The 14,125-nt window shown below is 40.7% G+C and carries 14 protein-coding genes; 9 read left to right on the top strand and 5 right to left on the bottom strand.

Annotated elements, in window-relative coordinates; all coding sequences use genetic code 11:
* Positions 1 to 40 precede the first annotated feature (40 nt).
* On the top strand, positions 41 to 919 hold the full coding sequence (locus Q1K78_RS15285; protein ID WP_300180774.1) for an integron integrase: 879 nt from the start codon (positions 41 to 43) through the stop codon (positions 917 to 919).
* Positions 920 to 934: 15 nt separating this feature from the next.
* Here the strand turns inward: Q1K78_RS15285 and Q1K78_RS15290 are convergent, their stop codons facing one another.
* From Q1K78_RS15290 to Q1K78_RS15300, 3 genes are read right to left on the bottom strand one after another with little or no spacing between them, the layout of a single operon-like run.
* Positions 935 to 1,108 (bottom strand): hypothetical protein, encoded by a 174-nt coding sequence (locus tag Q1K78_RS15290; protein WP_300180737.1) that lies wholly within the window; start codon positions 1,106 to 1,108, stop codon positions 935 to 937.
* A 2-nt stretch (positions 1,109 to 1,110) separates the two neighbouring features.
* Positions 1,111 to 1,935, bottom strand: coding sequence for an HDOD domain-containing protein (locus Q1K78_RS15295; RefSeq protein WP_300180740.1), 825 nt, complete (start codon positions 1,933 to 1,935; stop codon positions 1,111 to 1,113).
* A 20-nt stretch (positions 1,936 to 1,955) separates the two neighbouring features.
* Complete coding sequence (locus Q1K78_RS15300; protein ID WP_300180743.1) at positions 1,956 to 2,381, bottom strand: PaaI family thioesterase; 426 nt, start codon at positions 2,379 to 2,381, stop codon at positions 1,956 to 1,958.
* Positions 2,382 to 2,526: 145 nt separating this feature from the next.
* Here Q1K78_RS15300 and Q1K78_RS15305 point away from each other — a divergent pair, with 145 nt between their 5' ends.
* Positions 2,527 to 3,234, top strand: coding sequence for a DUF445 family protein (locus Q1K78_RS15305; RefSeq protein ID WP_300180746.1), 708 nt, complete (start codon positions 2,527 to 2,529; stop codon positions 3,232 to 3,234).
* Between the two features lie 87 nt (positions 3,235 to 3,321).
* Here the strand turns inward: Q1K78_RS15305 and Q1K78_RS15310 are convergent, their stop codons facing one another.
* Together Q1K78_RS15310 and Q1K78_RS15315 are read right to left on the bottom strand one after the other, a co-directional pair.
* On the bottom strand, positions 3,322 to 3,522 hold the full coding sequence (locus Q1K78_RS15310) for a restriction endonuclease subunit S (RefSeq protein WP_300180749.1): 201 nt from the start codon (positions 3,520 to 3,522) through the stop codon (positions 3,322 to 3,324).
* Between the two features lie 78 nt (positions 3,523 to 3,600).
* Complete coding sequence (locus Q1K78_RS15315; protein WP_300180752.1) at positions 3,601 to 5,511, bottom strand: methyl-accepting chemotaxis protein; 1,911 nt, start codon at positions 5,509 to 5,511, stop codon at positions 3,601 to 3,603.
* Positions 5,512 to 5,703: 192 nt separating this feature from the next.
* Here Q1K78_RS15315 and Q1K78_RS15320 point away from each other — a divergent pair, with 192 nt between their 5' ends.
* The 7 genes from Q1K78_RS15320 to tal all read left to right on the top strand — a co-directional run bounded on the left by Q1K78_RS15320 (position 5,704) and on the right by tal (position 13,997).
* Positions 5,704 to 6,660 carry a MoxR family ATPase gene (locus tag Q1K78_RS15320; protein WP_300180754.1) on the top strand — a complete coding sequence of 319 codons (957 nt, stop codon included), beginning with the start codon at positions 5,704 to 5,706 and terminating at the stop codon, positions 6,658 to 6,660.
* A gap of 15 nt (positions 6,661 to 6,675) precedes the next feature.
* Positions 6,676 to 7,644 (top strand): DUF58 domain-containing protein, encoded by a 969-nt coding sequence (locus Q1K78_RS15325; RefSeq protein WP_300180757.1) that lies wholly within the window; start codon positions 6,676 to 6,678, stop codon positions 7,642 to 7,644.
* A gap of 2 nt (positions 7,645 to 7,646) precedes the next feature.
* The gene (locus Q1K78_RS15330) at positions 7,647 to 8,177 is read left to right on the top strand and encodes a DUF4381 domain-containing protein (protein ID WP_300180759.1); all 531 of its coding nucleotides are present in this window, start codon (positions 7,647 to 7,649) and stop codon (positions 8,175 to 8,177) included.
* Positions 8,170 to 9,135 (top strand): VWA domain-containing protein, encoded by a 966-nt coding sequence (locus Q1K78_RS15335; protein ID WP_300180762.1) that lies wholly within the window; start codon positions 8,170 to 8,172, stop codon positions 9,133 to 9,135. The genes Q1K78_RS15330 and Q1K78_RS15335 overlap by 8 nt, the downstream gene beginning before the upstream one ends.
* The gene (locus Q1K78_RS15340) at positions 9,128 to 10,957 is read left to right on the top strand and encodes a VWA domain-containing protein (protein ID WP_300180765.1); all 1,830 of its coding nucleotides are present in this window, start codon (positions 9,128 to 9,130) and stop codon (positions 10,955 to 10,957) included. Before Q1K78_RS15335 ends, Q1K78_RS15340 begins: the two co-directional genes overlap by 8 nt.
* Before the next feature lie 53 nt (positions 10,958 to 11,010).
* Entirely contained in the window at positions 11,011 to 12,654 is a 1,644-nt protein-coding gene (locus Q1K78_RS15345; RefSeq protein WP_300180768.1) for a BatD family protein, read from the top strand.
* Between the two features lie 392 nt (positions 12,655 to 13,046).
* On the top strand, positions 13,047 to 13,997 hold the full coding sequence (gene tal, locus Q1K78_RS15350) for a transaldolase (protein ID WP_300180771.1): 951 nt from the start codon (positions 13,047 to 13,049) through the stop codon (positions 13,995 to 13,997).
* Positions 13,998 to 14,125: the final 128 nt, after the last annotated feature.

Here is a 14,125-nt window from a genome sequence, read left to right on the forward strand (position 1 = left end):
TCGCAGTCGCTCAATGGCCTAGAATAGAGAAAAAGAATACATTTACTGGATAAGTTGTTTCATCCGCCATAATAACTATACGGCAAAAGAAGAGATCACCGCATTTGATATTCCAGCGTATTTAGACCACCTAGTTATAAAACAAAACGTCTCTCCTAATACCCAGAAAACGGTACTCAATGCACTGGTCTTTTTATGTAGAGAATTTTTACAACAATCTGTCGATAACTTAGATTTTAAACGATCAAAAAAAGCGACCAAGTTGCCGACCGTATTTACTCACAGTGAAGCAATGGCTGTTATAAATGCGCTAAAGCATCCAATAAAACTCATCGCGCAGCTTATGTATGGCAGTGGCCTTCGGATCAATGAAGCGCTTCGTTTAAGGGTAGATGATATTGATTTGATTCACAAAACACTTACTGTACGTAGTGGGAAAGGAAATAAAGACAGAACGACCGTATTACCAGAAAGCATAATTACAGAGCTTAAAACTCAACTTGCTTTTGTAAAGCAGCAACATCAAATGGATGCAATCAATGGCGATGATGAAGTCTACCTTCCCTTTGCTATTGCCGAAAAATACCCGCATCGAGCAAAAAGCTATGGTTGGCAATATGTATTTCCATCAAAACAAATCAGTAAAGATCCACGCTCAGGAAAGCGTCGTCGCCACCACATTTTAGACAGAAGCGTACAAAAACAAGTCACAATTGCTATAAGAAGTGTAGAAATAGATAAAAAAGCCAGTAGTCACACTTTTCGGCACAGTTTTGCGACACGGATATTAGAGCGAGGAGGCGATTTAAGAACAATACAGGAATTATTGGGTCATTCTGATATCAAAACGACCCAAATTTATACGCATGTCATTGGATTACATTTTTCAGGAACTAAAAGTCCACTCGATTTTGATTAAATCGTAAATGAAAAATTACATCTCATATTGGCGATGTTTTAGTGAGAAGATAATTGCTCTGATCGCTTTCGCCAAAAAGAAGAAAGCCACTAAAATAAAGAATTTACTCAGTAAGAAGCCTGGGTAAATAAACGACAATATGACAAAAAAAACACCGATTAAGGCTGATAACATCCACTCTTTTTGCATGTTTACATTACCAATCGAGCCATTTCTACACCAGACCCTTTCACACTATCTACTTTTTCAGCAATTGACGGATCCACAAGTAAAATGTCCGCCTCAATCTGCTCAGATAACCACACAGATTTCGCATCCATTGTTGATAAGTTATCCCAGTCACGATTAATGGCATTAGCTAAACGTACTGTAGCTGCAAGTGGAGAATAGATATTATCAACTTTCGGTTCATATTGCTCAGAAATAGCGAAGACTAGATCTTCAGAGAAAGACCAACTCTCAGCCAATTTAGCACCTAGAACTGCACTATCAGTACCGACAGTTGAACGTTGTGCTGCAACTTTAGTACTACCTGCTTCAATTTTTTCGAAGATAGTAGGAACTTGTTCAGCCATTACGGTATAAATCATTAAATCGCCAATATTATGCAACATCCCTGCGGTAAAGGCCGCATTTGGGTTCACGTCACAACTTTGAGCAATGGCTTTACTTAGAATTGCTACTTCAAATGTCTCTTGCCAAAATGCTTCTAAATCGATGACCTCCACGTATGGGAAAGCACTGACCAAAGAAGAGGCAATGATCAATGTTTTTAGCGGCTCAAGTCCTAAACGTACAACCGCTTGATCTACTGATGACAATCCTTTACCACGAGAAAAATGAGCAGAGTTCGCTAAACGGATAACACGCGCACTTACTACTTGCTCCATTGAAATGGTACGAGCTAATTCTTGAAGCTCGACTTCTGGATCATTCACAAGTTCCATCATCTCGCGGATCACTTTCGGGATCCTAGGTAATTCATGCGCATGACTTAAAATTTCATTTTGTTCCATGTTATTCTCCATAACGAGTGCTACTTTTTCTTTTTCATTACAGCAACAGTGAAACGACTGGTGCAGACTAAGCGTTCTCGTTGATCTTTAATTTCAATTAGCCAGACTTGAGTGGTTGCACCTAAATGCACCGGTTTTGCTGTGGCGTAAACCGTTCCTTCTCGTACAGCACGAATGTGGTTGGCATTAATATCCAACCCCACGCAATATTTTGTTTCATCGACACACCAATTTGCCGCAATTGAAGCAACAGATTCAGCCAACGCAACAGAGGCTCCTCCATGTAACATTCCTAGCGGTTGATGCACTGTATTATTTACAGGCATCGACGCTGTAATGGAATCCTCAGTATAATAACAATACTCAATATTCAGAGCTTCCATTAGGGTATTTCGTGATGTTGCATTTAATAGTGCCAAATCCATTGGGCGTTTCCAAATACTCATTACTTACCTCTTAATGCGCTTACTTATGTGTCTTCCTCAGTTTACACCCATCAAACCAGATCAAAAACACATTTTCACTTGTTGTCTGCTTTTAGTAGCTGATAAACTTCACAAAATTTTTTACTTTCTACTTCATAGGCTTGATATGTTAAATAAAAGCATGGTCACCAACTTAATCTCACTACTCTTATTAGCAGTCGGTTATCATACGCAACAAAATACGCTGTACTATATTGGCTTGTTTGCTTTTTCTGGTGCATTAACTAACTGGCTTGCCATTCATATGCTGTTTGAGAAAGTTCCTGGCCTATATGGTTCTGGCGTGATCCCCGCTCGATTTGAAGAGTTTAAAGCGAGCATCAAACATTTGATGATGGAGCAATTTTTCACAAAATCAAACGTAGATAAGTTTTTATCTAAAGAGATGGCATCTGCAACTAATATTAATCTAGAGCCAGTGATTGAGAAAATAGATCTCTCTCCTGCGTTTGATTCTTTAGTCGAAGTGATCATGAACTCTCAATTTGGTGGTATGTTAGCGATGATGGGTGGGCAAGAAGCCATAGACCCATTGCGTGAACCCTTTATTGAAAAAATGAAAATATCAATTACTGAGATCAGTCAGCAAGAGCAATTTAAGCAAGCCTTGAAAGAAGAATTAGAAGCGCCTGAAATGATGGATGATATACAAGTCACGATTGAGGAGATCATTGATCAACGCCTTAATGAGCTAACCCCTAAGTTAGTCAAAGAGATGGTTCAGGATATGATTAAAAAGCACCTTGGTTGGCTTGTTGTTTGGGGCGGTATCTTTGGTGGTATGATTGGTCTTTTATCTACGCTAATACAGTAATACCTATTTCAAATATACAACTACAAAAATGCCAGCATCTCAATTGAATTGCTGGCATTTTTATTAAATGAAAAATCAACTCAACAATTAGTGAATTGGAGCTTCATCATCTGCGTTAAACTTACCAAAATGCGCTTCAAGAATTTCAGGTGTCAGTTTCCCTGCTGCTTCAAGGCGCTTAAACTCTGCAACAATCGCTTTTTGCTCTTCAATTGAAGGCAATGCGACTTCTGGTTTATCTGATTCTTGTTGAACCATGTCTTGCAATTCTTTTTCAACATCACTCATGATTATTTTCCAATTCATTAAAACAATTAGTGAGATTCTACAAGAGAACCCCACATAAGGTAAACCTTAAACAAATGCTTATACTTTAAAAGCACCCACTAATTGATCTAATCGTTGTGAAAGTGCGTTAAGTTGCTGGCTCGAATCTGCCAACTCTTGCGCTGTTGCTGTAGTTAACTCATTAATGCCATTTATCTCTTCGATATTTTGATTAATGGTATGCACCACGGTAGATTGCTCTTCTGTTGCCGTTGCTACTTGAGTATTCATGTCTGAAATATCAGTGATACTTAATGCGATACCAGCTAAAACGTTCGTTGCTGTGTCTGCTGATTTAACACCACGAGCGGTTACTGCATGACTTGCTCCCATTGCGGTTACCGCATTTTGAGCCTCGATTTGCAGTTGATCGATCATTTTCTGAATTTCATCCGTTGATTCAGACGTACGACTTGCCAGTTGGCGTACTTCATCAGCTACGACAGCAAAACCACGACCATGCTCGCCCGCTCGTGCAGCTTCAATGGCTGCATTCAATGCAAGTAAGTTAGTTTGATCTGAAATACCACGGATAACATCAAGAATAGATCCAATGTCTTGTGTTGTTCCAGCTAGTTGTTCCACCACATGACTAACTTGAACTAAGTCACCTTCTAATTGTGTTATTGCATCACGGGATTCAATGACAGTTTGACGTCCTTCTTGTGTGCTAACTTCGACCTTACTTGCGGATTGAGCAGCGTTCGCAGCATTTGAAGCAATTTCATTAATAGTACTACCCATTTGGTTGATAGCTGTAACCACTTGCAAAGTTTGATCGCGTTGCATTTCACTATTATCACGCGTTGATGTTGCTTTTAGTGCTACTTCCTCCGCGGTTATATGTAAAACACGACCAGTAGCAACTACTTCCGATACCGTTGCATGGATCTTTTCAACAAAACCATTGAAGCCTTTTGATAGTTCAGCGATTTCATCATTACCTTTTACTTCGATACGATGAGTTAAATCCCCCTCGCCTTCGCCTAGCTCACGAAAACGATGCGCTAACTCTTTAAGTCTATTAGTGATAGTGCCTGCGCCCAAAATTGCTAATGAAATAAACACAGCAATGATAACTAAAATAGATAGGATGATTTCTTGTGTTGATCTATGCAGGCTTTCAAACACTTCATCTACAGGGACTTCAGCAACGATGAACCATTCCATTGACGGAATATAATGAGAAGCAATGAAGATCTCTTTGCCATTTTTTTCAATACGACTTAGGTTAAACACCTGTTTAGATAACAGCGTTGATGCTTCATCGCCTACTACATCACGAATAGATTGTTTACCCATAATGCTATCGTTTTTATGGATTTTAATATCACCATTGCCATCCATTAAATACACAAAACCAGTCTTTTCAATTCTAAAGCCGTTTAGTAATGACACCATATCGTCCAAAGATTTAGATAAACCCGCCATTGACGTGCCATTTAGTTGTTGAAAATTAACAAATAGTTTTACTTCGCCGTTTTGTTCAGTAAATACATTCAACATCCGTTCAGGTCCACTTTGTGTAAAACCAAAGAACCAACCATCTTGTTGTTGAGTTAATTGACGTAAGAAACCATCTTGATTCCAATAATTCGCAGTTTGTCGGTTTGCGACTGATGCATCATTCAATTGATGTTGTTGTTTTAATTTATTCAATTGAGCAATAAGAATCGTTTGATTCTCCGGTGAAATATCAGGGTTTGAAATCGCATCAATAATAAATGGATTATTTGCCATTTGCTCTGCCGCAGAAGAGATCACGGCAACCTCTTTATCAACTTCCCCACCAATTTGCTTAAGAATGGTAGGTAACTCAAGGGTGGTTAAACGTTCATCAAGAGTTTCGAATGCTTTTGTTTGGGCAACAAGTCCCACAAGTGACGTCGATGCGATAATCGCTATAACGATACCGGCTACGAGTTTCTGTTTTATTGTTAGATTAATCATAATTTTTCCACAGCTAAAATAGACCCTTTATATAACGGCAAGCTATATCATTACTTTAATATATAGTTAAACTTTAATTCACAGACTAAATAGTTGAAAAATCATATTTAAACCCAATCTTATAAGGAACTAATGTGATTTTTATAAGTCACAAAGAAATAATCACTAAACAATCCAAACATTGGGTGAACTATGCCAGCGTTAAAAATTCAACAATTACAAACTTATCTTGAGTCTCAAGTCATTGGTCAACCTGCGCTTGTTAAGCAGTTATTGATTGCTCTGCTTGCCGATGGTCACATTTTAGTTGAAGGTCCTCCGGGTTTAGCTAAGACTCGCGCAGTAAAAATCCTTGCTGATTCTATTGAAGGTGATTTCCACCGTATTCAATTTACTCCCGATCTATTGCCATCAGATTTAACTGGTACAGACATTTACCGCCAAGAAACCGGAGAATTTACTTTCCAACCGGGTCCTATTTTTAATTCATTGGTTTTAGCCGATGAAATCAACCGTGCGCCAGCCAAAGTGCAAGCAGCCATGTTAGAAGCAATGGCTGAAAAACAAATCACGGCTGGTCGTAATACTTACCAGTTACCAGAGCTTTTCTTGGTAATGGCAACGCAAAACCCGATTGAGCAAGAAGGGACATACCCTCTTCCGGAGGCACAGCTTGACCGTTTCTTAATGCATTTAGATGTCGATTACCCAGGTGCAGACGATGAATTAGCAATCCTGCGTTTAAACCGTGGTGAAGCCTTAGGTGAGCAAGCAGTAAAACCTCAGCCCCTAGCACAAAGTGAGATATTTGCTGCACGTAAAGAGGTATTGTCTATTTATATGGCACCAGAGATTGAGCAATACATTATCCGTATTACGATGGCGACTCGTAAGCCAGAGCAATACTGCCAAGAGTTAGCTAAACAATTAGAGATGGGCGTCAGTCCTCGTGCCACATTAGCGCTTGACCGCTGTGCACGTGCTCATGCATGGTTAGCAGGTAGTGATTTTGTTAGCCCTGAAGATGTGCAAGCAATGGCGTACCCTGTTTTACGTCACCGTCTGTTATTGAGTTTCCAAGCGCAAGCAGAAGGCACAACGGCAAATAAAGTGGTTGAACGATTATTACAAATGGTTGCGGCTTCTTAGTCGTAAAATAAAGTTATGAATAAGATGACTCTCTCACTACCACCACACAGTAATGGCGTAACATTGTCACTTAATGAATTGGTTCACTATAAGAATCATTCATTACAGTGGCTACCGCCGGCACAATCGGTGTGGTCAAAAATGAATGGCAGCCACCAAAGCCGACAAAAAGGTCGCGGTATGGATTTCTCAGAAGTACGTCAATACCAACCGGGCGATGATATTCGCTCGATTGATTGGCGCGTTACTGCACGTACAGGCAAAACCCACACGAAACTCTACAGTGAAGAGCGTGAGCAACCGACCATGCTCTTTGTAGATGTCAGTGATACCATGCGCTTTGGGTCTCAACTGCTGTTTAAATCAGTTCAGGCCGCGCATTTTGCTAGCCTACTCAGTTGGATAACGTTAACCGCAAAAGATCGCGTCGGTGGGATCATATTTGATGGTCTTTCAACACTCGATTGTAAGCCCTCTTCTCGTCAGAAGGTGGTGTTGCAGTTTCTTCAAAAAATCATTGAGAAACATAACACCAACAGTGACTCTGAGCCTCAAGAGGCAGCGCAGCAAACACGCTCGTTTACTAAAGGACTAAGTCAGTTACTACGCTTATGCCCTAAAGGTAGTGAGATTGTTATTATCAGTGATTTCTATGGCCTTACCGATGATTGTAAAGCGATCTTCAGCCAACTAAGTAAACACAACCGTATTCAGTTTGTGATGATAAGTGATCCTCTAGAACAAGGCTCTACACGTTTTAATAGCGCCGAATATGTCTCAGATAATAAACGCTCAGCATGGCTTGATTTCTCTTCATCGTCGACTAAAAAGGCGTTAGAGCAACAAGCCAATCTTCATAAAGCCTATGTGCAGAATATGGCGATGCAATTGGGGATTAAATTACACAGCTTGTCGTCAGGTTTACCTCTATTAAGCCAATTGACCTCTTCACAAGAGCCGTCATCACAAGATAAAGGAGCTTAGTAATGTCTTTATCTTCGACACAGCAAGCGCCAGCAAGCAATGTATTGCCATTGGCAGATATCCACTTGCCAACAGCGCCATCGTGGGGATTATCTCTGCAAGGTTATACTCTAGTTATTGCGTTACTGTTACTTGTTGCAGCCATCGTGTGGTTTATTCATCGTAAACAAAAGCAAGGTTCACTTAAACGTTTAGCACTAAAGCAATTAGCGAACTTAACACCACAACAAACCAGCGACATTGCCCGTTTATTAAAACAAGCGGCATTGAGTCATTTCCCTCGTGAACGCATTGCCTCACTTCATGGTTTAGCGTGGTGGCATTTTGTTGAGCAACAGCTACCTGTAAAAAAACAAGCCAATGTCCATTTCTCATCTCGTTCTGACATATTAGAGCTGGCTTTGTATGGACAGCAACCTTTATCAGAGACCAATCAGCAACGTTTCTATGATGATACACGCTACTGGCTATCTCATGCTTTGCCTGCAAAAAAAGTAACAATGGCAACAACACAAGGAAATCAACATGCTTGAATTTGTTTGGTGGTGGGCATGGTTTTTACTGCCTATTCCTTTCCTGTTTTACTTTTTTGTTCCTGAAAAAGACGTAGGCACAGCGATTCATCTCCCTCGCCTGCCTGATCAAGGGGAATACAAGCAACCTAATAAACGCATTAATATCGGTTTATTGTCTGTCGCTTGGCTGTTATTGATTGCCGCGTTAGCTCGTCCGGTGTGGTATGGCGATCCCGTCGATATTCAACCTGAGCACAGAGACATGATGTTAGTGGTCGATTTATCTGGCTCAATGGCCGAAGAAGACATGAAAACCGAGAATGGGAATTTTGTGGATCGCTTAACCGCGGTTAAAAAAGTGGTGTCTAATTTTATTGATGAGCGTAAAGGCGATCGTCTTGGCTTAGTGTTATTTGGTGATCACGCTTATCTACAAACCCCACTCACCTTTGATAGAAAAACGGTTGAGGAACAACTCGACCGTACTGTTCTAGGTTTAGTTGGGCAAATGACAGCAATGGGTGAAGGTCTAGGTTTAGCGACCAAAACCTTTATTGAAAGTAACGCACCGCAACGCACGATTATTCTACTCAGTGATGGTGGCAATACTGCCGGTGTATTAGAACCATTAGAAGCGGCGCAACTCGCCAAAGACAATAACGCCAAGATTTATACTGTCGGTATTGGTGCGGGTGAAATGCAGGTTCATGGTTTCTTTGGTAAACAAACCGTCAATACCTCTCGTGATTTGGATGAAAAAACACTCACCGAAATCGCGACAATGACGGGCGGACAATATTTCCGAGCACGTAATGCCGATGAGCTAGCGCAGATCTACCAAACCATCGACAAACTAGAACCGATTACTCAAGCAACACAAACGTGGCGACCGCATGAAGAGTGGTTCCGCTATCCGTTAATGGGTTATCTCTTTTTCTTCTTTATTATTGTGGGAGTAAGAAAGCGTCATGGCTAATTTTACTTTTCTGTATCCACTGTGGTTTCTAGCCCTTATCCCTCTTGTGGTATTGGTACTGATCCAACGTAAAAACAAAAACACCACAGGGTTGATTGCACCGCACATTGCTAAGCAATTGGGAATGACTCAAAAGAAACAAGGCAATGGCTTTACCCTTGGTTTAGTTCTCGCTTGGGTTTGTGTAACTACGGCTCTCGCGGGGCCAAGTTTTGGTTATAAAGACTCGCCGAGTTTTCAGCTCTCTGGTGCGCGAGTACTTGTGATGGATATGTCTCGCTCATTGTATGCGACCGACGTAAAACCGAATCGTTTAACCCAAGAAAAATACAAAGCTAAAGATCTGCTTCCCTATTGGAAAGAAGGTATGACTGGCTTAGTTGCTTATGGCGCTGACAGTTACTTGGTGAGTCCATTGACTGAAGATAGCCAAACGCTCAATAACTTAATCACTAACCTATCGCCTGAAATTATGCCTTATAAAGGGAAAGGCAGTAATTTATTAGCCGCGATTGAACAGAGTATTGAGATGATGACTAAATCCGGTCATCAGCAAGGTGACATCATCGTATTAACGGATGGGATATCAAACCAACAACTCGATAAAGTAATGGGCCGTGTGAAAAGCACAAAATGGCGCATCAGTTTATTAGGTATTGGTACGAAAAATGGCGCGCCTATTGAGCTGCCTTCAGGTCAGTTGCTCACCGATAGCTCAGGTAAAACGGTTGTCGCCACACTGGATTCAGATCCTATGGTAACACTAGCGCAAGCAACAAATGGTGTGGCGCAGCTTATTCAATCCGATAACAGTGATATTGAAACCATTGCTCGTTTAACCAAAACACCATTAGAGCAAGTGACGCAAAACAGTGATACCCAAGTGAACAGTCGTGCCAATCATGGCTATTGGCTACTCTTCCCATTGGTGTTGTTTTCATTGCTGTCTTTTAGAAAGGGAATGTTCTTAGCGCTGCTATTAGTGTTATTACCTGTCGATAAATCCATGGCAAGTACTGAACTATCAAACCGCTTAATTTCTAATGATTACAGTGCTCATCAACAATTTGAGCAAAAGGACTATCAAGCGGCAAGCGAGCAGTTCAAATCCAAACAATGGAAAGCGGCTGCGCAATACAAAGCGGGCGATTATAAAGGGGCGATTGAGAACTTAACAGGACTTGAGGATACACAGTCGCAATATAATCTTGCTAATGCTTTAGCGCAAAATGGCCAATTGGAAGAAGCGAAAGAGAAGTATGAATCTTTGTTGAAAACCAATCCTGATTTGAAAGATGCCAAGACTAACTTAGATATCGTCAATAAAGCGCTAGAGCAAAAACAGCAACAGCAAGACGATAAGAATAAACAAAACCAAGATAACAAAGATGGTTCTGATCAATCTTCAGACTCTAAAGACTCACAATCAAAAGATTCACAGCAGAATCAGCAGAATCAGCAGAAAAATGAATCTCAATCGGATGATGAATCAAAGTCTGATAAGCAAGATAAGTCCGATGCTTCTTCTCAAACTAAGGAACAGAAAGATCAAGCTAAAGAAGAACAAGAGAAGAAAGACAAAGAGCAAGCCGCACAAGCTCGGAACAAAGACGATAAGCAACCTAAATCAGACGAAGAGAAAGAGCAGCAAGCTCAAATGCAATCACAACAGGCAAAGGCAGACAGTGATGCAATTAAAACCGATCCTCGTTTACAAAAATTAGAGCAATCTGGTGCAAAAGAAGACGAACTATTGCGTGCCCTATTGTATTTACAAGCTAAACAGCAAGAAGCGCCACAAGCTTCTGAGAATGAATGGTAATTAAAATGAGTATAAGACAAATCAGTCCCTACTCTACTGTAAAGAGTTCGACAATGAAAGCTTCTATGAAAAAGACAGCGCTAATCAAAAAAGCGATTTTATTTGCCGCATTATGCGTTAGTGGTATCTCAGCAAGTTACGCGCAAGCTATTGCGACGGTCAGCAAAAATCAAATCACTGAAAACGAAGTGATTCAATTAATGATCTCTGTTGATAAAAGTGCAGACCAAAGTAAATTTGACCCTAGCCAACTCGCGCCTGATTTTCGCAGTGGCCAAGTTAGCTTTGGTAGCTCACGTTCATTAGTCAATGGCGACTACAGTGTACAGAGTCAGTGGACTGTTTCTATTGCCCCGACAAAAATGGGCACATTAACCATTCCAAGCATGGCGGTGGCAGGTCAAAAAACCAATCCTATAACAATTAGAGTAACTAAAGACGCTACCGCACCAAAAAGCAGCGATGTCATTAAAGTCAGCGGTGAGCTAACTAAAGATGAATTGTATGAAGGTGAGAGTGCTCAATTTGATGCCAAGATTGCTATCTTTGCGGATATTCGTCGTTTAAAAGATCCAAACATCATCACACCACAAGGAGCTGGTATTGAGTTCTCTCCTATTGGTGAAAGCAAACAATACCAAACAGTGATTGATGGACTGCAAGCCACAGTGGTTGAACAAGCCTTCAGTGTCAGTGCAAGCCAAGCAGGTAAATTACATTTTGATGGCTTAGCCTTTACTGGTGGATTAGTGCAAACTGACCGTTATGGTCGTAGTACTAAGTTAATTCCACTGAATGTTGTGCCAAAACAATACGAACTTACCGTGTTAGCCAAACCTGCCGACTTTACTGGTACTTGGTTACCGACTACGGATTTAAAACTAGGCCAGCAATGGCTAGTTGATGGGAAGCCATTATCTGATACCAAAGTAGAAGCGGGTACTGCGATTACTCGTCAAATCACCTTAATGATGGCTGACGTACCACCAGAGAAGTTGCCAAAGCTTGATATTGATTATCCTAAATCGGTTCGTATGTACGATGAAAAACCAGTCATTGGTACGGATAGCCAAGGAAACAGTGTGATGACTATTAAACAAGTGATCATCCCGCACACAAGTGGTTCTGTGACTTTACCTGCCGTTTCTATTCAATGGTGGAACAGTAAAACACGACAATCTGAGGTAGCAAAATTGGATTCATTGACATTAACAGTGACCCCAAGCACTCAAATTAGTGAGCAAAAGATCGAGCATCAAACAAATGCGCAACCACAAATTACAATAAAACGTGAAGTTGATCATGGTTTTTGGCCATATACAACACTGGCTTTTGCTCTTCTGTGGTTATTTACCGCTTTAGGTTGGATGATTAACCGCACAAAAAATCGCAAAGAAAACACTGTCATCCATAAAACCACCTATACACTAAACAATGACAATAAAGCACTTATTGCCGCGTTAAATAATAACAATACTATTCTTGCCCACCAAATCCTTGCTGACCACAGTGAGCAGTGGACTCAGCAAAACATTGATGTTGTTGGTATCAAACAGTTAATCACACAGATAAGCCAGAAGAAATACGCTAAAAATAGTGATAATAGCTCTATAAAACAAATTGTTAGCGCGGTAGAAAACAAACTATCTATGGCAAATAAACATTCAAGATCATCTTCTGAACTTGAGAAGTTATAACAATTTATCTTTCCAATAAACTTCTACCAATTCAGGCTGGCATCAATATATTGCCAGCCTTTTTTCTAGTTATCTTTCTTAACTCGCCACTCATCATAATTGGCCTCTCTGCCTTATTAATCCTGACTTTCTTTATTCACCCATCAAATTAATGGCCTCTCTAAACGGTTTGAAAATTTGCGCAAACGATCTCCCTCAAAGATTCACATAAAAATCCATGTATTCTCAAACTATCTTCGATTTACCATTGACATCTTGCTCAGAAAACTCAATTATCAATATATCAAATGTTCACTACCATCGCATTTGTTCAGTATCAACTGAAGCGGTGGCAGCGAAACGAACTTTCAAAGATGATGCTAAATAGCATGTGATCAGTAAGGGTAAGTAGTATGACAACTAAATTAGAACAACTTCGTAAACTAACAACAGTAGTAGCAGACACTGGTGATATTGAAGCAATCGCAAAATACACACCAGAAGATGCAACCACTAACCCTTCTCTAATTTTAAAAGCAGCTCAAATCGCAGAATACGCGCCACTGATTGATGCTTCTATTGAATACGCAAAAGCGCAAAGCAACGATAAAGCACAGCAAGTGCAAGATACGTGTGACATGCTTGCTGTTAGCATCGGTAAAGAAATCCTTAAAGTTGTACCAGGCCGTATCTCTACTGAAGTAGATGCGTGTCTTTCTTACGATACTGAAGGCAGCATCACAAAAGCTCGCCAACTTATCAAAATGTACAACGATGCAGGCATCACTAACGATCGCATTCTTATTAAACTAGCGTCAACGTGGGAAGGTATCCGCGCGGCTGAAGTTCTAGAAAAAGAAGGCATCAACTGTAACCTAACACTTCTATTCTCTTTCGCTCAAGCACGTGCATGTGCTGAAGCTGGCGTATTCTTAATCTCTCCTTTTGTTGGTCGCATCATGGACTGGTACAAAGCAAAAGAAGGTCGTGATTTTGAACCAAGCGAAGACCCAGGCGTTATCTCTGTTGCTGGTATCTACGATTACTACAAAGAACACGGCTACAACACCGTAGTAATGGGCGCAAGCTTCCGTAACATTGGTGAAATCCTTGAACTTGCAGGCTGTGACCGCCTAACTATCAGCCCTAACCTACTTCAAGAGCTTGAAGAAGCAACGGGTGAAGTGGTTGAGAAACTGATTGATACTAACGGCAACAAAGAACGTCCAGCTGCAATGACTCACGCTGAGTTCTTATGGGACCACAACCAAGACCCAATGGCGGTTGAGAAACTGGCTGAAGGCATCCGTAACTTTGCGGTTGACCAAGGCAAGCTTGAAGAAATGATCGCAGCTAAGCTTTAATACATAATTTCAAATTGGGCTGATATTTATCGGCCCTTCTTTTATTCAAATATTCGAGTTAATCATTATGAACCGTAAACATTTAGCAAATGCAATCCGCGCGTTAAGTATGGATGGTGTACAACAAG

Source organism: uncultured Aliivibrio sp. (assembly GCF_946479765.1).
GTDB lineage: Bacteria > Pseudomonadota > Gammaproteobacteria > Enterobacterales > Vibrionaceae > Aliivibrio.